The sequence below is a fragment of the Vibrio vulnificus NBRC 15645 = ATCC 27562 genome (assembly GCF_002224265.1).
Lineage (GTDB): Bacteria > Pseudomonadota > Gammaproteobacteria > Enterobacterales > Vibrionaceae > Vibrio > Vibrio vulnificus.
Genome location: NZ_CP012881.1, coordinates 1,490,571 through 1,509,855 on the forward strand (window position 1 = coordinate 1,490,571; position 19,285 = coordinate 1,509,855).

Annotated in this window: 20 protein-coding genes; 18 read left to right on the plus strand and 2 right to left on the minus strand. The window is 47.4% G+C overall.

Translation table 11 applies throughout. From position 1 onward, the window contains the following. The first annotated feature begins 48 nt into the window (after positions 1-48). The 16 genes from mnmE to glmU all read left to right on the plus strand — a co-directional run bounded on the left by mnmE (position 49) and on the right by glmU (position 15,241). Positions 49-1,410 carry a tRNA uridine-5-carboxymethylaminomethyl(34) synthesis GTPase MnmE gene (gene mnmE / locus AOT11_RS06870; RefSeq protein WP_086016739.1) on the plus strand — a complete coding sequence of 454 codons (1,362 nt, stop codon included), beginning with the start codon at positions 49-51 and terminating at the stop codon, positions 1,408-1,410. A 47-nt stretch (positions 1,411-1,457) separates the two neighbouring features. Beyond that, positions 1,458-1,892: an FMN-binding protein MioC gene (gene mioC, locus AOT11_RS06875; RefSeq protein WP_017419846.1), complete on the plus strand. Its 435-nt coding sequence runs from the start codon at positions 1,458-1,460 to the stop codon at positions 1,890-1,892. A gap of 468 nt (positions 1,893-2,360) precedes the next feature. Further along, the gene (mnmG, locus tag AOT11_RS06885; protein ID WP_017419847.1) at positions 2,361-4,259 is read left to right on the plus strand and encodes a tRNA uridine-5-carboxymethylaminomethyl(34) synthesis enzyme MnmG; all 1,899 of its coding nucleotides are present in this window, start codon (positions 2,361-2,363) and stop codon (positions 4,257-4,259) included. Further along, a complete protein-coding gene (gene rsmG, locus AOT11_RS06890; protein WP_017419848.1) occupies positions 4,256-4,891 on the plus strand; it encodes a 16S rRNA (guanine(527)-N(7))-methyltransferase RsmG in 636 nt (211 codons plus the stop codon). The genes mnmG and rsmG overlap by 4 nt, the downstream gene beginning before the upstream one ends. A 10-nt stretch (positions 4,892-4,901) precedes the next feature. Further along, positions 4,902-5,675, plus strand: a complete 774-nt coding sequence (locus tag AOT11_RS06895; protein ID WP_011079046.1) for a ParA family protein — start codon at positions 4,902-4,904, stop codon at positions 5,673-5,675. A 24-nt stretch (positions 5,676-5,699) separates the two neighbouring features. Beyond that, positions 5,700-6,581 (plus strand): ParB/RepB/Spo0J family partition protein, encoded by an 882-nt coding sequence (locus AOT11_RS06900; protein WP_011079047.1) that lies wholly within the window; start codon positions 5,700-5,702, stop codon positions 6,579-6,581. A 189-nt stretch (positions 6,582-6,770) separates the two neighbouring features. Continuing rightward, entirely contained in the window at positions 6,771-7,160 is a 390-nt protein-coding gene (locus AOT11_RS06905; RefSeq protein WP_011151443.1) for a F0F1 ATP synthase subunit I, read from the plus strand. An 8-nt stretch (positions 7,161-7,168) separates the two neighbouring features. Continuing rightward, positions 7,169-7,981 carry a F0F1 ATP synthase subunit A gene (gene atpB / locus AOT11_RS06910; RefSeq protein WP_011079049.1) on the plus strand — a complete coding sequence of 271 codons (813 nt, stop codon included), beginning with the start codon at positions 7,169-7,171 and terminating at the stop codon, positions 7,979-7,981. A gap of 52 nt (positions 7,982-8,033) precedes the next feature. Then, the gene (gene atpE / locus AOT11_RS06915; RefSeq protein WP_011079050.1) at positions 8,034-8,291 is read left to right on the plus strand and encodes a F0F1 ATP synthase subunit C; all 258 of its coding nucleotides are present in this window, start codon (positions 8,034-8,036) and stop codon (positions 8,289-8,291) included. Positions 8,292-8,362: 71 nt separating this feature from the next. After that, positions 8,363-8,833, plus strand: coding sequence for a F0F1 ATP synthase subunit B (gene atpF / locus AOT11_RS06920; protein WP_017419849.1), 471 nt, complete (start codon positions 8,363-8,365; stop codon positions 8,831-8,833). A gap of 14 nt (positions 8,834-8,847) precedes the next feature. Next, positions 8,848-9,381 carry a F0F1 ATP synthase subunit delta gene (atpH, locus tag AOT11_RS06925; RefSeq protein WP_011079052.1) on the plus strand — a complete coding sequence of 178 codons (534 nt, stop codon included), beginning with the start codon at positions 8,848-8,850 and terminating at the stop codon, positions 9,379-9,381. 13 nt (positions 9,382-9,394) lie between these two features. Then, positions 9,395-10,936 (plus strand): F0F1 ATP synthase subunit alpha, encoded by a 1,542-nt coding sequence (gene atpA / locus AOT11_RS06930; RefSeq protein ID WP_013570873.1) that lies wholly within the window; start codon positions 9,395-9,397, stop codon positions 10,934-10,936. Between the two features lie 43 nt (positions 10,937-10,979). After that, complete coding sequence (gene atpG / locus AOT11_RS06935) at positions 10,980-11,846, plus strand: F0F1 ATP synthase subunit gamma (protein ID WP_017419850.1); 867 nt, start codon at positions 10,980-10,982, stop codon at positions 11,844-11,846. A 35-nt stretch (positions 11,847-11,881) separates the two neighbouring features. Further along, positions 11,882-13,285, plus strand: coding sequence for a F0F1 ATP synthase subunit beta (gene atpD, locus AOT11_RS06940; RefSeq protein ID WP_011079055.1), 1,404 nt, complete (start codon positions 11,882-11,884; stop codon positions 13,283-13,285). Between the two features lie 18 nt (positions 13,286-13,303). After that, positions 13,304-13,726, plus strand: coding sequence for a F0F1 ATP synthase subunit epsilon (locus AOT11_RS06945; RefSeq protein ID WP_011079056.1), 423 nt, complete (start codon positions 13,304-13,306; stop codon positions 13,724-13,726). A 153-nt stretch (positions 13,727-13,879) separates the two neighbouring features. After that, on the plus strand, positions 13,880-15,241 hold the full coding sequence (gene glmU, locus AOT11_RS06950; protein ID WP_017419851.1) for a bifunctional UDP-N-acetylglucosamine diphosphorylase/glucosamine-1-phosphate N-acetyltransferase GlmU: 1,362 nt from the start codon (positions 13,880-13,882) through the stop codon (positions 15,239-15,241). 59 nt (positions 15,242-15,300) lie between these two features. On the opposite strand, the gene AOT11_RS06955 is transcribed toward glmU, so the two are convergent. Further along, a complete protein-coding gene (locus AOT11_RS06955; RefSeq protein ID WP_011079058.1) occupies positions 15,301-16,041 on the minus strand; it encodes an amino acid ABC transporter permease in 741 nt (246 codons plus the stop codon). A 107-nt stretch (positions 16,042-16,148) separates the two neighbouring features. Between AOT11_RS06955 and AOT11_RS06960 the strand changes: the two genes are divergently transcribed. After that, positions 16,149-16,925 carry a transporter substrate-binding domain-containing protein gene (locus AOT11_RS06960; RefSeq protein ID WP_026050371.1) on the plus strand — a complete coding sequence of 259 codons (777 nt, stop codon included), beginning with the start codon at positions 16,149-16,151 and terminating at the stop codon, positions 16,923-16,925. A gap of 68 nt (positions 16,926-16,993) precedes the next feature. Here AOT11_RS06960 and punC read toward each other — a convergent pair whose 3' ends face one another. Beyond that, on the minus strand, positions 16,994-18,199 hold the full coding sequence (punC, locus tag AOT11_RS06965; protein WP_017419852.1) for a purine nucleoside transporter PunC: 1,206 nt from the start codon (positions 18,197-18,199) through the stop codon (positions 16,994-16,996). 151 nt (positions 18,200-18,350) lie between these two features. On the opposite strand from punC, the gene punR reads away from it, so the two are divergent. After that, a complete protein-coding gene (gene punR, locus AOT11_RS06970) occupies positions 18,351-19,253 on the plus strand; it encodes a DNA-binding transcriptional activator PunR (RefSeq protein ID WP_017419853.1) in 903 nt (300 codons plus the stop codon). Positions 19,254-19,285: the final 32 nt, after the last annotated feature.

The window sequence follows — 19,285 nt, forward strand, 5'->3', positions numbered from 1 at the left end:
ATTGATTCACTGACCAGACAAATGGTCGTTAAAACGATAGGCTCATTTATGACAACAGATACGATTGTCGCCCAGGCTACAGCGCCGGGCAGAGGTGGGGTCGGGATTATTCGTGTCTCAGGCCCACAAGCCGCTCAAGTTGCCTTGGAAGTAACAGGGAAGACGTTGAAGCCACGCTACGCTGAATATATCCCTTTTAAAGCCCAAGATGGCAGTGAACTTGACCAAGGGATCGCACTGTTCTTCCCCAATCCTCATTCATTTACTGGCGAAGATGTCCTTGAGTTGCAAGGCCACGGTGGCCCCGTGGTGATGGACATGCTGATTAAACGCATCCTGACCATCTCTGGTGTTCGTCCAGCAAGACCTGGGGAGTTTTCTGAGCGAGCCTTCCTTAACGATAAGATGGACCTCACACAAGCAGAGGCGATCGCAGACCTGATTGACGCGAGCTCCGAAGAAGCGGCTAAATCGGCACTCCAATCGCTACAAGGGCAATTTTCTAAGCGAATTCATACGCTGGTGGAATCTCTCATCCATCTGCGCATCTACGTTGAAGCGGCCATCGATTTTCCAGAAGAGGAAATCGACTTTTTAGCCGATGGTAAAGTGGCGGGCGATCTGCAAGCCATCATCGACAACTTAGATGCGGTGCGCAAAGAAGCCAACCAAGGCGCAATCATGCGTGAAGGGATGAAAGTGGTGATTGCGGGCCGTCCGAACGCTGGCAAATCCAGCCTACTGAATGCGCTATCAGGTAAGGATTCCGCGATTGTCACCGACATTGCAGGCACCACACGAGATGTCCTCCGTGAGCACATCCATATCGATGGTATGCCGCTGCACATCATCGATACGGCTGGTCTGCGTGATGCTTCAGACGAAGTGGAAAAAATCGGTATCGAGCGCGCTTGGGATGAGATCCGTCAAGCCGATCGCGTACTCTTCATGGTCGATGGCACCACCACCGACGCCACCGATCCCAAAGAGATCTGGCCAGACTTTATTGATCGCCTACCCGAGCAAATCGGCATTACCGTGATCCGCAACAAAGCCGATCAAACCCAAGAACAATTGGGGATCTGCCACGTCAGTCAGCCGACGCTGATCCGTTTGTCGGCCAAAACAGGTCAAGGGGTTGATGCATTGCGTAATCACCTAAAGGCTTGCATGGGCTTTTCTGGCAACACCGAAGGTGGCTTTATGGCAAGACGCCGACATCTGGATGCACTTCAGCGCGCCGCAGAGCACCTGCTGATTGGCCAAGAACAATTGGAAGGGTACATGGCCGGAGAAATCCTTGCAGAAGAACTCCGCATCGCTCAGCAGCATCTCAACGAGATCACGGGCGAGTTTAGCTCCGACGATTTGCTCGGACGTATTTTCTCCTCATTCTGTATCGGAAAATAACTTCAAAGCGTGGCCATTGGCTGCGCTTTTTCATTTAAGGACATACTATGATTCACATCATCACAGGCAGCACACTCGGTGGCGCAGAATACGTGGGCGATCACTTGAGCGACCTACTGCAAGAGGCTGGGTTTGAAACCACCATTCACAATCACCCTCAGTTGAGCGAAATCCCTAATCAAGGTACTTGGTTGATCATCACCTCTACACATGGCGCAGGCGAATACCCAGACAACATTCAGCCTTTTATCCACGCTCTGCAAACGACCCCACCGAAAATGAGTGATGTTCGCTATGCTGTTGTGGCAATTGGAGACTCCAGTTACGACACGTTTTGTGCCGCGGGTTTGCACGCTCACGCGTTACTGACTGACATTGGCGCCACTGCGATCACTCAATGTCTGACCATTGATGTGCTCAGCCATACCGTACCAGAAGACGCTGCCGAAGTTTGGCTAAAACAACATATCGAACAGTTTTGATGCCTATTGCGGGGGAAGCTCTCCCTCGCTTTTCCCCTCTGTGAATAACCTTTCTACAAATCCCATCGCCAATTCGCCGAAAAATCACACGATCCGTCTGTGGATAAAATAGAGAAGATCCAGTGTTTTTCCTATAGTTATCCAAATAATAACTTTTACACTTAGCGGCCCCTGTGTATAACCCTCCATTTTGATCCCAGGTAATCCTTGTGTAGATCAAATCATGATCACACGATATGATCCAAATAAGATCCATGATCTTGTTGATCATTTTTAACTTATCCACAGATCACCTCGATCCTAATAATAGATCCAATAAAAGATCATATATAAAGATCTTTATATATATTTAGTGGGATGATCTCGTGATTCGCGAGACGAAAACAATTTTCACTCATCCACAAAAGAAGGTAGAATATCGCTCTTTTTCTCTCACTGTTGAATCCTTTGAATACCTGAGGTCAGTTCATGCTTTATCACGAAACATTTGACGTCATTGTTGTCGGTGGCGGACACGCAGGAACGGAAGCCGCACTCGCATCAGCACGCACCGGTCAGAAGACCTTATTACTCACGCACAATATCGATACCTTGGGCCAGATGTCATGTAACCCAGCCATTGGTGGTATTGGTAAAGGGCATTTGGTCAAAGAAGTGGATGCGATGGGTGGTTTGATGGCGCAAGCGATCGATCACGCAGGTATTCAATTTAGAACACTAAACGCCTCGAAAGGGCCAGCAGTGAGAGCAACACGTGCACAAGCCGACCGAGCGCTTTACAAAGCTTACGTGCGTGATTTTCTCGAAAATGCGCCGAATCTGACCCTTTTCCAACAAGCAGTGGATGACTTAATTGTCGAACAGGATCAAGTTCGTGGTGTGATCACGCAAATGGGATTAAAGTTCCATGCCAAAGCGGTTGTTCTGACAGTAGGAACTTTCCTTGGCGGAAAGATCCACATCGGTTTGCAAAGCTCTTCTGGTGGACGCGCAGGGGATCCTCCTTCGATCGCGTTGGCCGATCGTCTGCGTGAACTGCCATTTAGAGTCGATCGACTCAAAACGGGTACACCACCACGTATCGATGCACGTAGTGTGGATTTTTCTGTGTTAGAAGCACAACACGGTGACAATCCAACGCCGGTATTCTCTTTTATGGGCGATCGCACCCATCACCCACGTCAAATTCCTTGTTTCATTACCCATACCAATGAACAGACGCATGAGGTGATTCGTAACAACCTCGATCGTAGTCCAATGTATGCTGGCATCATCGAAGGTATTGGCCCTCGTTACTGTCCTTCTATCGAAGACAAAGTGATGCGTTTTGCCGATAAGAACAGCCATCAGATCTTCATCGAACCAGAGGGTTTAACGACTCACGAATTGTATCCAAACGGGATCTCCACCAGCTTGCCATTTGATGTGCAAGTGCAGATTGTTCGTTCGATGAAAGGGTTTGAAAACGCGCACATTGTCCGCCCTGGTTACGCAATTGAATACGATTTCTTCGATCCACGTGACTTGAAACAGACTTACGAAACCAAGTTTATCCAAGGTTTGTTCTTTGCTGGCCAAATTAACGGCACGACTGGTTACGAAGAAGCGGCCGCACAAGGCTTGATGGCGGGTCTCAATGCCAGCTTGTTCAGCCAAGAGAAAGAAGGTTGGAGCCCACGTCGAGATCAAGCCTACATGGGCGTATTGATTGACGATCTCTCAACCATGGGTACCAAAGAACCGTACCGTATGTTCACATCGCGCGCGGAACACCGCTTGTTACTGCGTGAAGACAACGCTGATTTGCGTTTGACAGAAAAAGCACGTGAACTCGGTTTGGTTGATGATGCTCGTTGGGCTCGTTTCAACCAGAAGATCGACAACATGGAACAAGAGCGCCAACGTCTGAAATCGACGTGGATGAATCCGACTTCTGCTGGTATTGACGAGCTTAACCAATTATTGAAAACACCAATGAACCGTGAAGCCAGCGGTGAAGATCTTCTTCGTCGCCCTGAGATGACTTATGATCAGCTCACTTCATTGACCGCTTTTGCGCCTGCAATCGACGATCTTGAAGCCGCGGAACAAGTGGAAATTCAAGTGAAATACGAAGGCTACATCAAGCGTCAGCAAGATGAGATTGAAAAATCCCTGCGTCATGAACACACCAAATTGCCAGCGGATCTTGATTACAGCGATGTGAAAGGCTTATCCAACGAGGTGGTACTTAAACTCAACACCGCCAAGCCCGAGACATTGGGGATTGCATCACGCATTTCTGGTATTACGCCTGCGGCCATTTCGATTTTGCTGGTTCACTTAAAGAAAATCGGCATGTTGAAAGTGGGAGAAGAAAACGCATGAGTGCTCTTCGCCAAAAACTGGACGCTTTAATCGCGCAAACCGATTTGCAGGTCAGTGAACGTCAACGTGAACAACTGTTGGGTTATGTGGAACTGCTCAATAAGTGGAACAAAGCTTACAATCTGACCTCTGTGCGTGATCCGCAAGACATGCTGGTGAAACATATTCTCGATAGCATCGTAGTAGCGCCTCACCTTGACGGTGAGCGTTTTATCGATGTGGGTACTGGACCTGGATTGCCTGGTATTCCGTTGGCGATCATGCATCCAGAGAAAACGTTCTTTTTGTTGGACAGCTTGGGTAAGCGCATTCGCTTTATCAAACAAGTTCTCCATGAATTAAAGATTGAAAATGTGACCACGGTGCAAAGTCGTGTCGAAGAGTTCCAGCCAGAAGAAAAATTTGATGGTGTTCTAAGTCGCGCATTTGCTTCAATGACAGATATGGTGGAGTGGTGTCATCATCTACCGAAAACGGGTCAAGGTGTCTTCCTTGCTCTAAAGGGACTGCACCCTAAAGATGAAATTGATCAGCTTCCTGAGTGGTGCAGTGTGACGGAGATCATATCTTTGACTGTTCCTGAGTTGGAAGGGGATCGCCATCTAGTAATCTTATCGCGCAAGGATAATTAGCGAGGTCATCGTGGGTAAAATAGTAGCAATTGCCAACCAGAAAGGTGGTGTGGGTAAGACAACAACGTGTGTCAATCTAGCAGCGTCAATGGCCGCAACCAAACGCAAAGTATTGGTGATAGATTTGGACCCACAAGGTAACGCTACGATGGCGAGTGGTGTGGACAAATACATGGTGGATGCCACCGCGTACGACTTGCTGGTTGAAGAAACCCCATTTGACCAAGTGGTGTGCAAGACGACCACCGGAAAATATGACCTGATTGCGGCGAATGGCGACGTCACCGCCGCAGAAATCAAATTGATGGAAGTGTTCGCGCGAGAAGTCCGTCTTAAGAACGCCTTAGCGTCAGTTCGCGATAACTATGATTTCATCTTTATTGATTGTCCTCCTTCTTTAAACCTTCTTACAATCAATGCCATGGCTGCGGCGGATTCCGTGCTGGTGCCAATGCAATGTGAATATTTTGCATTAGAAGGTTTAACGGCTCTTATGGATACCATTAGTAAGTTGGCGGCAGTGGTGAACGACAAACTCAAAATCGAGGGATTGTTGCGTACCATGTACGATCCTCGCAACCGCCTGTCTAATGAAGTCTCCGATCAACTCAAAAAGCATTTCGGCAGTAAAGTCTACCGTACTGTGATCCCACGAAACGTGCGCTTAGCAGAAGCGCCAAGTCATGGGAAACCAGCAATGTACTACGACAAACACTCTGCAGGCTCAAAAGCGTATTTAGCGCTTGCAGGAGAAATGCTGCGTCGAGAAGAAATCCCAGTTTAACCTTCACCAAAGGAATTCATACCAATGTCTAAGCGTGGTCTAGGAAAGGGGCTGGATGCACTGTTGTCTACCAGTTCATTAGCTCGTGAGAAACAACATATCGCCACTCAGAGTCAGGCTCTTTCCGCTGAAGGAGAGTTGACCGATATTGCGGTAGGTCAGTTGCAACCTGGGGTATACCAACCACGAAAAGACATGTCACCACAGGCGCTGGAAGAATTGACGGCCTCGATTCAGTCGCAAGGCATCATTCAGCCGATCGTGGTTCGACCGGTGCAAGATGGCCATTTTGAGATCATTGCTGGTGAGCGACGTTGGCGAGCCGCTAAGCTCGCAGGGTTAAAACGCGTCCCTTGCTTGATCAAACATGTCGAAGATCGTGCAGCTATCGCCATGGCGTTGATCGAAAATATTCAGCGCGAAGATCTTAATGTGATCGAAGAGGCGCAAGCACTTGAGCGATTGCAAGACGAGTTTTCTCTGACTCATCAGCAAGTAGCGGATGTGATTGGTAAGTCACGCACCGCGGTGAGCAACCTGCTTCGACTGAATGGCTTGGAGCTAGAAGTAAAACAGTTTGTTGCACAGAAACTGCTCGATATGGGTCATGCCCGCGCATTGTTAGCGCTGGAAGGCGAGCAACAAGTGGAAGTGGCTCAGCAGGTCGCCAGCAAAGCGCTCACGGTTCGTCAAACTGAGCAGTTGGTAAAAAAATGTCTCACACCTAAGGTTGAAGAAAAAAATCAGCCAAAAGATGAAGAAACACAACAAATATCACAAAAACTAAGTGAAACGTTGGGAGCAAAGGTTTCTTTAGTGAGAAATGGCAATGGAAAAGCCAAATTGACGATAAGTATTGATGAGCCTCACAAATTAGAGCAACTAATTGCCAAGCTAGAGAGCTAAATGAGATAATTGATTTAGGTCAATTATGTAAAAAAGCAATTTTTGTACGAAAGTTGTCGGTTTGTAAACAAAACTGTAAGTTTTTGCTGCGTTTTAATTGCAATCAGTTGGACTCACCGTATAATTTTCCGCAACTTCCCAGACCCTCAAAAACGGAGGAGCCGTGGGATTTACTAGAGGTACGAATACATGGTAGCTGCGTTGGCTAGGCCAGGACGAGAGCTTGCAAAGCAATTGTTAATGATCGAGTCCGGCGCGGTTATTTTTGTGGCAGCAGGAGTGGCTTTGGCTGTGAATGCTGAGTGGGGATTTTCCTCGCTGATAGGCGGCGGCATTTTTGTTGTCGCCAATGCAGTATTTTCTGTGTGTGCATTCTTGTTTGTAGGAGCGAGAGCGTCAAAGTACGTTGCTATCTCTTTCTACACGGGTGAAGCGCTGAAAATTCTCATTACAGTAGTGCTGTTTTCTGTCGCCTACATGTATATGCAGGTGGAACTTGTTCCCCTGAAACTAACCTATTTGCTGGTTCTTGGTATTAATATCTTTGCGCCAGCGCTATTCATTAACAACAAAAAATAGGATGAGTTATGGCTGCGCCAGGTGAAGCGCTAACACCTTCCGGTTACATCACTCACCACCTTACTAACCTTTCAACTTACAAGTTGGGGCTAGTGGCGGAAGAGTCGAGTTTCTGGAACGTACATATCGATAGTCTGTTTTTTTCTTGGTTTACAGGGTTAATTTTCCTCGGAATTTTTTACGCTGTAGCTCGAAAAACAACAGCCGGTGTACCAGGTAAGCTTCAGTGTGCTGTTGAAATGATCGTAGAATTTGTCGCGACAAACGTCAAAGATACGTTCCATGGACGCAACCCGCTGATTGCACCTCTAGCACTGACTATCTTTTGTTGGGTATTTTTGATGAACTTGATGGACTTAGTTCCAATCGATTTCCTTCCATACCCGGCAGAGCATTGGCTCGGTATTCCTTACTTGAAAGTAGTACCTTCAGCTGATGTGAATATCACCATGGCTATGGCACTAGGCGTATTCGCTCTGATGATCTATTACAGCATCAAAGTGAAAGGTCTAGGTGGCTTTGCAAGAGAATTGGCTTTACACCCATTCAACCATTGGACAATGATTCCGTTCAACCTACTAATCGAAGTGGTATCGCTATTGGCGAAACCTCTTTCTCTTGGTATGCGTCTATTCGGTAACATGTTCGCTGGTGAGGTTGTATTTATTCTTTGTGCGGCAATGCTACCATGGTATCTACAATGGATGGGCTCGCTACCATGGGCGATCTTCCATATTCTGGTAATCCTGATTCAGGCCTTCGTGTTTATGATGTTGACAATCGTATATATGTCAATGGCTCACGAAGACAGTGATCATTAATTTTGTTTATTCTTATTAGACTTTTAGTTAATCGCTATAATTGGAGATAGTAATGGAAACTGTACTAAGCTTTTCTGCAATCGCAGTAGCAATCATCGTTGGTCTGTGTGCTCTAGGTACTGCAGTAGGCTTCGCGGTTCTAGGTGGTAAATTCCTAGAAGGTGCTGCTCGTCAACCAGAAATGGCTCCTATGCTTCAAGTTAAGATGTTCATCATCGCTGGTCTACTTGATGCGGTTCCAATGATCGGTATCGTAATCGCACTTCTATTCACGTTTGCAAACCCATTCGTAGGTCAATTAGCTGGTTAATCATCGGTATTGAGCGGCATGCGTCAGCGTGTCCTTGATGAACACTAATTCCGAATAGAGGGGTAGCTGTTGTGAATATGAACGCAACTCTGCTAGGTCAAGCAATCTCGTTTGCACTGTTTGTGTGGTTCTGTATGAAGTACGTATGGCCACCAATCATGCAAGCGATTGAAGAGCGTCAGAAGAAAATTGCTGACGGTCTACAAGCGGCAGAACGTGCTGCAAAAGACTTGGATCTAGCACAAGCTAATGCTTCTTCTCAATTGAAAGAAGCAAAGCGCACAGCAACTGAGATCATCGAACAAGCGAACAAACGTAAAGCTCAAATCTTGGATGAAGCTCGCGAGGATGCACAGACTGAACGTCAAAAAATCCTAGCGCAAGCGGAAGCTCAACTTGAAGCTGAACGTAATCGTGCACGCGATGAACTGCGCAAACAAGTTGCAACTCTGGCTGTAGCTGGTGCAGAGAAAATCCTTGAGCGTTCAATCGATAAAGATGCGCACAAAGATATTCTCGATAACATTACTGCAAAACTTTAAGTTTGGGGGCGAACATGGCTGATTTTACAACAATCGCGCGCCCCTATGCTAAAGCAGCCTTTGACTTTGCGGTAGAGAAAGGCCAACTAGACCAATGGGGTCAAATGTTGTCTTTCGCTGCTGAAGTAGCCCAAAACGAACAAATTAGTGAGCTGTTATCTGGCTCTATGTCAGCCGACAAACTGGCTGAACTGTTTATTGCGATTTGTGGCGAACAAGTGGATGAATTTGGTCAAAACCTTCTTAAGGTGATGGCTGAGAATGGTCGTCTTGCGGCCCTTCCTGATGTATGTACCCTGTTCTTCGTTTTGAAGAAAGAGCATGAGAAAGAGATTGATGTAGAAGTGATTTCTGCAACCGAACTTTCTGATGAACAATGTGCAAATATCAGTCAGAAACTTGAACAGCGTCTAGAGCGCAAAGTTAAGCTGAATTGCAGTGTAGATGAGGCCCTACTAGGTGGGGTGATAATTCGAGCCGGAGACTTAGTCATCGATAACTCAGCTCGCGGTCGTCTGAATCGCCTGAGCGATGCATTGCAGTCTTAATGGGGATTGGAGCATGCAACTTAATTCCACGGAAATTAGCGATCTAATTAAACAGCGTATTGAATCTTTCAACGTTGTTAGTGAAGCTCGCAATGAAGGTACTATCGTATCGGTAAGCGACGGTATCATTCGCATTCACGGCCTAGCGGACGTGATGCAAGGTGAAATGATTGAATTACCGGGTGGCCGTTATGCACTAGCACTTAACCTTGAGCGTGACTCGGTTGGTGCGGTAGTAATGGGCCCATATGCTGACCTTAAGGAAGGCATGAAAGTAACAGGTACTGGTCGTATTCTTGAAGTGCCAGTTGGTCCTGAGCTATTGGGTCGTGTAGTGAACACACTAGGTGAGCCAATTGACGGTAAAGGTCCAATTGAAGCGAAATTAACGTCACCTGTTGAAGTGATTGCACCGGGTGTAATCGACCGTCAATCGGTTGATCAACCTGTACAAACTGGTTATAAGTCAGTTGACTCAATGATCCCAATCGGTCGTGGTCAGCGTGAACTTATCATCGGTGACCGTCAGACTGGTAAAACAGCGATGGCGATCGATGCGATCATCAACCAGAAAAACTCTGGTATTTTCTCTATCTACGTAGCGATTGGTCAGAAAGCTTCTACTATCGCCAACGTAGTGCGTAAACTGGAAGAGCACGGTGCTCTGAAGAACACAATTGTGGTTGTGGCTTCAGCATCTGAATCTGCTGCATTGCAATACCTAGCGCCATACGCAGGTTGTGCAATGGGTGAATACTTCCGTGATCGCGGCGAAGACGCACTGATTGTTTATGATGATCTATCAAAGCAAGCGGTCGCTTACCGTCAGATCTCTCTATTGCTAAAACGCCCACCAGGCCGTGAAGCATTCCCAGGTGACGTATTCTACCTTCACTCTCGTCTACTAGAGCGTGCAGCTCGTGTAAACGCAGAGTATGTAGAGCGTTTCACTAACGGTGAAGTGAAAGGTAAGACAGGTTCTCTAACCGCTCTTCCTATCATCGAAACTCAGGCTGGTGACGTTTCTGCATTCGTACCAACCAACGTAATCTCGATCACCGATGGTCAGATCTTCCTACAAACTGAGCTATTCAACGCGGGTGTACGTCCAGCCGTTGACCCAGGTATCTCAGTATCTCGTGTAGGTGGTTCTGCACAAACGAAAATCATCAAGAAGCTGTCTGGTGGTATCCGTACAGCACTAGCGGCTTACCGTGAACTTGCAGCGTTTGCTCAGTTCTCTTCGGATCTTGATGAAGCGACTAAGAGACAGTTGAACCACGGTCAAAAAGTAACTGAACTGATGAAGCAGAAGCAATACGCTCCGATGTCAGTGTTTGACCAGGCTCTAACTATCTTTGCGGCAGAGCGTGGCTACCTAAGCGATATCGAACTTTCTAAAGTTCTTGATTTCGAAGCAGCTCTACTATCGTACGCTCGCGGTCAATACGCTGAATTAGCAGCTGAGATCGACAAGACGGGTGCTTACAACGATGAAATCGAAGCTCAGTTGAAGAAACTGACTGACGACTTCAAAGCAACCCAAACTTGGTAATAGGTCGGTGGCAGTGGCTGCCACCAACTAATGGAGAGTAACGATGGCCGGCGCAAAAGAGATACGTAGTAAAATCGGGAGTGTTAAAAGCACTCAGAAGATTACGAAAGCGATGGAAATGGTAGCAGCTTCAAAAATGCGTCGTTCGCAAGACGCAATGGAAGCTTCTCGTCCATACGCGGAAACAATGCGTAAAGTGATCGGTCATGTGGCAAATGCAAGTCTAGAGTATCGTCATCCGTACCTAGATGAGCGTGAAGCCAAGCGTGTTGGTTACATCATCATTTCAACGGACCGTGGTCTGTGTGGCGGCTTGAACATCAACGTGTTCAAAAAAGCGGTTACAGATATGCAGGCATGGAAAGAGAAAGGTGCTGAGGTTGAGCTTGCGGTAATTGGCTCAAAAGCGACAGCTTTCTTTAAACATGGCGGCGCGAAAGTAGCGGCTCAGGTTTCAGGTTTGGGTGATAGCCCAAGTTTGGAAGACCTGATCGGTTCGGTTAGCGTGATGCTAGAAAAATATGATGAAGGTGAATTGGACCGTTTGTACCTTGTATTTAACAAGTTCGTAAACACGATGGTTCAACAACCAACGATCGATCAATTGCTACCTTTGCCTAAATCGGACAGCAAAGATATGCAGCGTGAGCATTCATGGGATTACATCTATGAGCCAGAACCTCAGTCTCTACTTGATGCGCTACTTGTGCGTTATGTGGAATCTCAGGTTTATCAAGGTGTAGTTGAGAACCTTGCTTGTGAGCAAGCGGCTCGAATGGTTGCTATGAAGGCTGCAACTGATAACGCAACCAACTTGATTGACGACTTAGAACTTGTGTACAACAAAGCCCGTCAGGCTGCGATTACACAAGAACTATCGGAAATCGTTGGTGGTGCAGCAGCGGTTTAAGCTTAGGTTAAACGAAACAGTTTAGAGGATTAACGATGGCTACAGGTAAGATCGTACAGATCATCGGTGCGGTAGTCGACGTAGAGTTCCCACAGAGCGATGTACCAAGTGTATACGACGCTCTAAACGTAAAGGACTCAAAAGAGCGTCTTGTTCTTGAAGTTCAACAACAGCTAGGCGGTGGCGTAGTTCGTTGTATCGTAATGGGTAGCTCTGATGGTTTACGTCGTGGAGTTGAAGTAGTAAATACAGGCGCTCCAATTTCAGTACCAGTAGGTACTAAGACCCTAGGTCGTATCATGAACGTGCTTGGTGATGCGATTGACGAGCGTGGTGAGATCGGTGCAGAAGAACTGTACTCAATTCACCGTCCAGCGCCAAGCTACGAAGAACAGTCAAACGCGACTGAGCTTCTAGAAACAGGCGTTAAAGTAATCGACTTGATTTGTCCTTTCGCTAAGGGTGGTAAAATCGGTCTATTCGGTGGTGCAGGTGTAGGTAAGACCGTTAACATGATGGAACTTATCAACAACATCGCACTACAACACTCTGGTCTATCTGTATTCGCAGGTGTTGGTGAGCGTACTCGTGAGGGTAACGACTTCTACCACGAGATGCAGGAAGCGGGCGTTGTAAACATCGAGAAGCCTGAAGAATCAAAAGTAGCGATGGTTTACGGTCAGATGAACGAGCCACCGGGCAACCGTCTACGTGTTGCACTGACAGGCCTGACAATGGCAGAGCGTTTCCGTGACGAAGGTCGTGACGTTCTATTGTTCGTCGACAACATCTACCGTTACACGCTTGCGGGTACAGAAGTATCTGCACTGCTAGGTCGTATGCCTTCAGCGGTAGGTTACCAGCCAACTCTTGCAGAAGAGATGGGTGTACTTCAGGAGCGTATCACGTCAACGAAGCAAGGTTCTATCACGTCTGTACAGGCGGTATACGTACCTGCGGATGACTTGACTGACCCGTCTCCAGCAACAACGTTCGCGCACTTGGATGCAACGGTTGTACTTAACCGTAACATCGCAGCGATGGGTCTATACCCAGCGATCGACCCACTGGATTCGACGTCTCGTCAGCTAGACCCACTTGTTGTAGGTCAAGAACACTATGACACTGCTCGTGGTGTTCAGCAGACACTTCAGCGCTACAAAGAGCTGAAAGACATCATCGCAATCCTAGGTATGGACGAGCTATCTGAATCAGATAAGCAAGTGGTTGCGCGTGCACGTAAGATTGAGCGTTTCCTAACTCAGCCTTACCACGTAGCGGAAGTATTTACAGGCGACCCTGGTGTTTACGTACCTCTTAAAGAGACTCTACGTGGCTTCAAAGGTCTACTAGCTGGTGAATACGATGACATTCCAGAGCAAGCGTTTATGTACTGCGGTACTATCGACGAAGCGATTGAGAATGCTAAGAAGCTATAAGGCTAACTAGGAGGCGATATGGCAGCAATAACCTTTCATCTGGATGTAGTAAGCGCGGAGAAGAAAATCTTTTCTGGTCGCGTTGAAACGTTTCAGGTGACCGGTAGCGAGGGTGAGCTGGGTATTTTCCATGGCCACACACCGCTGCTGACCGCTATCAAGCCTGGTATGGTGCGTATTGTTAAACTTCACGGCGAAGAAGAGTTCATTTATGTCTCTGGTGGTATCGTAGAAGTTCAGCCTGGTACTGCAACAGTACTGGCTGATACTGCGATTCGTGGTGAAGAACTAGACGCAGCGAAGGCAGAAGAAGCAAAACGTCGTGCGAAAGAGAATATTCTCAACCAGCATGGCGATATGGACTTCGCACAAGCGGCCAGTGAACTGGCTAAAGCCATTGCTCAGCTTCGTGTTATCGAGCTGACAAAGAAACGTCGTTAATTTTAGCGGTGTTTTAATAGTGATAAAGGCGGTCAATTTGACCGCCTTTTTGCTTAATTTTTATTAGAAATTTTTATCCATAAGTTAACTATTCGTCATTAGCTGGGTAAAATAGCCGACAGAATTTTTGGCAACGTCAATAGGTTATAAATAATGAAATTTAGCGCGGTGATTCTCGCGGCGGGGAAAGGAACCCGTATGTACTCAAACATGCCCAAGGTGCTGCACACGCTTGCAGGTAAGCCAATGGTGAAGCATGTGATTGATACTTGCACAGGCTTAGGTGCTCAGAACATTCATTTGGTGTACGGCCACGGTGGTGACCAAATGCAGGCTGCGTTGGCGGAAGAGCCGGTTAATTGGGTGCTGCAAGCTGAACAATTGGGTACTGGCCACGCGGTGGATCAAGCCTCTCCTCAGTTTCAGGACGATGAAAAAATCCTCGTGCTATACGGTGACGTTCCACTTATCTCTTCTGAAACCATTGAAAGTTTGCTCGATGCCCAGCCTAAAGGCGGTATCGCATTATTAACAGTCGTTCTAGACAATCCAACTGGCTACGGTCGCATCGTACGTAAAAACGGTCCTGTGGTGGCGATCGTCGAGCAAAAAGACGCGAATGAAGAGCAAAAACTAATTAAAGAGATCAACACGGGCGTAATGGTAGCGACCGGCGGTGATCTGAAGCGTTGGCTTGCTGGCTTAAATAATAACAATGCTCAAGGTGAGTACTACCTAACAGACGTCATTGCTGCTGCGCATGATGAAGGCAATGCGGTTGAAGCGGTTCACCCAGTTAGCCCAATCGAAGTGGAAGGGGTGAATGATCGCGCTCAGTTGGCTCGTCTTGAGCGTGCATTCCAAGCAGCCCAAGCGAACAAGCTGCTTGAGCAAGGTGTGATGTTGCGTGATCCTGCGCGCTTTGACCTACGTGGTGAACTGCAGTGTGGCCTTGATGTTGAAATCGATGTGAATGTGATCATTGAAGGTAACGTCTCCCTTGGTGATAACGTGGTTATCGGTGCAGGCTGTGTGCTAAAAGACTGTGAAATCGATGATAACACCATCGTTCGTCCATACAGTGTTATTGAAGGTGCAACAGTGGGTGAGCAATGTACCGTTGGTCCGTTTACTCGTCTGCGTCCTGGCGCTGAGATGTGTAACGACTCTCACGTGGGTAACTTTGTCGAAGTAAAAAATGCACGTATTGGTGAGGGGTCTAAAGCCAACCACCTGACTTATCTTGGCGATGCTGAAATCGGTCAACGCACCAATATCGGTGCTGGTACTATTACCTGCAACTACGATGGCGCTAACAAATTCAAAACCATCATCGGTAACGACGTGTTTGTTGGTTCAGATAGCCAACTGGTCGCTCCGGTGACGATTGCTGATGGTGCAACTATTGGTGCCGGTACCACCTTGACCAAAGATGTTGCAGAAGGTGAGTTAGTGATTACTCGCGCCAAAGAACGCAAAATTACAGGCTGGCAACGCCCAGTTAAGAAAAAGTAATTATCGCTGGATAACAAAAACGCCGCTGCAATAGCGGCGTTTTTTATGGTTATGACGAACTAATGGCTGGGAATGGCACTGCGCTTTTCTAGCCAACGTACGGCTTGAGACACCATCAAGATCAACAGCAAATATTCCAGCACTAAGAAAGTATAAATCTCTAGAGGTAAGTACTCATTCACCACCAACTCATTGGCTCGCCTCGTCAAATCACTTAGACCAATGACACTGACCAATGAGCTCATCTTGAGAATATAAACAAACTGGTTGCCGAGCGCGGGCAGCATCTGACGAAATGCTTGCGGCAAAATCACCAAACGCATTTTTTGCCAATAGTTGAGACCAAGCGACTTTGCTGCTTCATGTTGGCCACGACCGATAGATTGAATGCCACCGCGAAACACTTCTGCCATAAATGCACTTTCCGCGATCGTTAGTGCAATAATTCCCGCCCAATAATGGTCTAGTGAAACATCGAGTAATGTGGGTAGGCCGTAATACACCCACAACAGCAGAACCAACACGGGAATGGCACGTATTACTTCAACGTAAATCCGGTTTAAGCGTTGTAGGGATTTGCGGGGAGAAAGGGCCGGTAGGGCAACCATTAAGCCCAGAGTCATGGCAAACAGCATACTGAGTAGCGATACGCTGATGGTGTCGGCAAAGCCAGCGATAAGAAACTTCACGTTCGTTAGGCCTTGCTCGGTCGTCGGATCAAGCACATACCAGCCCCATTGATAGTCAGAACAGCCAGTCAGTGGCAGTAACATCATTAAACATAAATATCGACAGGTCACACTACACCTTATATCAACTAAAAAAATGGTTGTGTTGCTGCTATGTTATCAATGATGTAACGCGAAATCTCAACTAATTACGGAACAATAAGTTAAAGGAAAATAAAATGAAAAAAACTTGGTTAGCGTTGGGGCTTGGTTTGCTTGCTGCGTCCACTCTGGCTAATGCACAAAGTCGTTTGAATGAGATTCTCGACAACGGGGTATTACGAGTCGGTACGACAGGGGATTGGAACCCGATGACGATGAAAGATCCAGCTAGTAACAGTTATCGTGGTTTTGATATCGATGTCACGACTGAGCTGGCGAAAGACCTCGGCGTCAAGGTTGAATACGTGGCGACGGATTGGAAAACGTTAGTTAATGGTATCACCGCAGATAAGTATGACATGACAGGCAGCGCTTCGCTGAGTATGTCTCGCGCGAAAGTGGCTGGTTACAGTCAGCCTTACTTTTATCTTGCGTTTGTGCCTGTGGTGCAGAAAAAAGATCTCGCTAAGTACTCTGATTGGAGCGATTTTGATAAAGCGGATGTAAAAGTGGCAGCGACTCTGGGGACCGTACAAGAAAAAATGGTGAAGGAGTTTTTCCCTTCCGCGCAGCACATCGTGATCGAAGCCCCAGCCCGTGATTTCCAAGAGCTGCTGGCCAAACGAGCGGATGTTTCTGTGACCTCAAATGTAGAAGCGGCGACGCTGGTGGAGAAATTTCAGCAATTGGCGATTGTACCCGTCAAAGAGCCGCGCAAGCCGACACCGATCGCCATGCTATTGCCACAGGATGATCAAGTTTGGATTAATTACGTTAACCATTGGGTTGAACTGAAAAAGACACAAGGTTTCTTTAAACAGACCGCAGAAAAATGGGGACTAAAAGGGTTATAACTGGCTATTAGCTTCGCCTCAAAACATAGAGCCGCATACTCATTATGCGGCTCTTTTGTAGCTAGAGATTAGATCTCTTCATCACTCACCACACGTGCATTGTCTGGTGTCGTGAAGTGCTGAGAAAGTTCTTTGTTCGACACAATATAGCCGATCCAAAGTCCACCCATGCAGAGAATAATCGCCATACCGGTGACTGCTTGCGCTTGGCTAGCAAGAGCGGCGACCAGTGCGCTTGATAAGCTGCTGACGGTGATCTGTAAGCTGTTTTGCAAACCTGCGGCCGTGGCTGGGCTTTGCTTAGCACTGGCAAGTGCGCGGTTAACCACGATAGGGTAAAGGGCACCATTCGCTACAGCAATCAGACAGAATGGCGCTAAGATTGGCCAAATCGAGGTTAACTGCCATTGTGATGCGATGAAAATCAGCAGTGCGGCGACGCTAAACAGACCAATCAGTTGACGAAGGACTTTTTCATCACCAAATTTACGTACGCCAACTTTACCTAAGTATCCGCCGACCATAAACGCGATGGTTTGCGGCACAAAGCTCATGCCGATGTCTTTGGCATCGTAGCCAAGCTGCGCCATGATTTCAGGCATACCGGTCAGGTAAGCAAAGAAAGCGGCAGACGCAGTGGCGAACATCAGCACGTTGCCCAAGTAGGTTTTTGAGCTGAGCAGATGTTTGATATCCGATGTTACACTGCTTTGCTTTGGCTCATTGGCGACACTAGGCTGTGCCATTGTTGCTGCAACTAAAACCAATCCCAGTACCGTTAACGCGACAAAAATACTGTGCCAACCAAAGCTATCTGCTAATACAACACCCAACTGAGGGGCGAGCGCAGGAGAAAGCGCCACCAGCGGCATAATGGTAGCAAAAATTTGTTGGCTACTGCTGGAGTAACGTTTGATGACCATGGCTTGCCAGATCACGGCCGGCGCGCACACCCCGATCGCTTGCACAAAACGCAAGCTGAGCAGTTGCCAAACTTGATCACTGAACGCCAAACCGAATGAGGCCAGCGTAAACAGAGCAAGGCCCGCTGCCAAGGTATTACGGTGGCCAAACTTATCAGAGGCAAGGCCCCAAAGCAGTTGACCGACTGCCATGCCGACCAAGAAAACGGTTAAAGAGAGCGCGATCTGTTCTGGTCCGGTCATAAAGTCGATTTCCATCGCTTTAAAAGCAGGGAGATACATGTCTGTTGCGACAAAGCCGAGCATCGAGAGGGCTGCAAGATACACAAGCTGTAATTTTGAAATGTTCATAGTTATTCCATTCAATTTTTTTCACTACAAATGTTTTGTGATCAGTTGGCGCCAACCCTGATTTATATGCCCTGCTATTCTATTTTTCGCTTTTGATAAAATAAAACGCTAAAATTCGTGGTTATCAATCAAAAATTTTGAAAGGTAGACTGTGTTTTCAAAACCGTCGCTAGAAATGTTGGATACCGTCGCTCGTTTAGGCAGTTTTACTGCCGCCGCTGAGGTTTTGCACAAAGTGCCTTCGGCTATCAGCTATGGTGTGCGTCAAGTGGAACAAGAACTTGGCGTGTTGCTGTTTCGTCGTTTACCGAGAAAAGTAGAACTGACCCCAGCTGGTGAGCTGTTCATCGCAGAAGCACGCATGTTGTTGAGGCAGATGGAAGAAGTGAAATCGCAGACGCGGCGCGCGGCGCAAGGCTGGCAATCCACACTGAAGTTAACGTTGGATAACGTGGTCAAGCTCGATAAGCTCAAACCTTTGGTCGAGGATTTCTATCGCGAATTTGATTTTGCAGAACTGCAAATCAATATGGAAGTGTTCAATGGATCTTGGGAGGCGATTGCTCAAGGGCGTGCGGATATAGTCATCGGCGCCACCTCCGCCATTCCTGTTGGGGGGGATTTTGAAGTGCGCGATATGGGACGATTGGATTGGGCGTTTGTCATGTCACCAGCGCACCCTTGCGTGCGTCAGCAAGTGCTGACAGAAGCGTTTGTCAGTCAGTTTCCTGCGATCTGCTTGGATGATACCTCGAGTGTGTTGCCTAAGCGCCATACTGGGCATTACCCGCAGCAGCGTCGTTTGTTGTTACCCAATTGGTACAGTGCCATCGAGTGTTTAAAAAATGGCGTTGGCGTAGGTTATATGCCGCGTCATATTGCCATGCCACTGATCAACGATGGTGTGCTGGTGGAAAAGGTGCTACCGGACGACAAACCGCTGAGTCAATGTTGCTTGGTATGGCGAAAAGATGACAATCACAAGTTGATTCAGTGGATGGTGGACTACTTAGGAAACTCACATCAACTGCATCAAGATTGGTTGCTGAGCTAAAAAACGCCCCGTGTATAACAGGGCGTTTGGAT

Bases quoted from the DNA above. Each gene is read 5' to 3' on its own strand.
- mnmE (WP_086016739.1), top strand. From the start codon at position 49: ATGACAACAGATACGATTGTCGCCCAGGCTACAGCGCCGGGCAGAGGT.
- mioC (WP_017419846.1), top strand. From the start codon at position 1,458: ATGATTCACATCATCACAGGCAGCACACTCGGTGGCGCAGAATACGTG.
- mnmG (WP_017419847.1), top strand. From the start codon at position 2,361: ATGCTTTATCACGAAACATTTGACGTCATTGTTGTCGGTGGCGGACAC.
- rsmG (WP_017419848.1), top strand. From the start codon at position 4,256: ATGAGTGCTCTTCGCCAAAAACTGGACGCTTTAATCGCGCAAACCGAT.
- AOT11_RS06900 (WP_011079047.1), top strand. From the start codon at position 5,700: ATGTCTAAGCGTGGTCTAGGAAAGGGGCTGGATGCACTGTTGTCTACC.
- AOT11_RS06905 (WP_011151443.1), top strand. From the start codon at position 6,771: ATGGTAGCTGCGTTGGCTAGGCCAGGACGAGAGCTTGCAAAGCAATTG.
- atpB (WP_011079049.1), top strand. From the start codon at position 7,169: ATGGCTGCGCCAGGTGAAGCGCTAACACCTTCCGGTTACATCACTCAC.
- atpE (WP_011079050.1), top strand. From the start codon at position 8,034: ATGGAAACTGTACTAAGCTTTTCTGCAATCGCAGTAGCAATCATCGTT.
- atpH (WP_011079052.1), top strand. From the start codon at position 8,848: ATGGCTGATTTTACAACAATCGCGCGCCCCTATGCTAAAGCAGCCTTT.
- atpA (WP_013570873.1), top strand. From the start codon at position 9,395: ATGCAACTTAATTCCACGGAAATTAGCGATCTAATTAAACAGCGTATT.
- atpG (WP_017419850.1), top strand. From the start codon at position 10,980: ATGGCCGGCGCAAAAGAGATACGTAGTAAAATCGGGAGTGTTAAAAGC.
- atpD (WP_011079055.1), top strand. From the start codon at position 11,882: ATGGCTACAGGTAAGATCGTACAGATCATCGGTGCGGTAGTCGACGTA.
- AOT11_RS06945 (WP_011079056.1), top strand. From the start codon at position 13,304: ATGGCAGCAATAACCTTTCATCTGGATGTAGTAAGCGCGGAGAAGAAA.
- glmU (WP_017419851.1), top strand. From the start codon at position 13,880: ATGAAATTTAGCGCGGTGATTCTCGCGGCGGGGAAAGGAACCCGTATG.
- AOT11_RS06960 (WP_026050371.1), top strand. From the start codon at position 16,149: ATGAAAAAAACTTGGTTAGCGTTGGGGCTTGGTTTGCTTGCTGCGTCC.
- punC (WP_017419852.1), bottom strand. From the start codon at position 18,199: ATGAACATTTCAAAATTACAGCTTGTGTATCTTGCAGCCCTCTCGATG.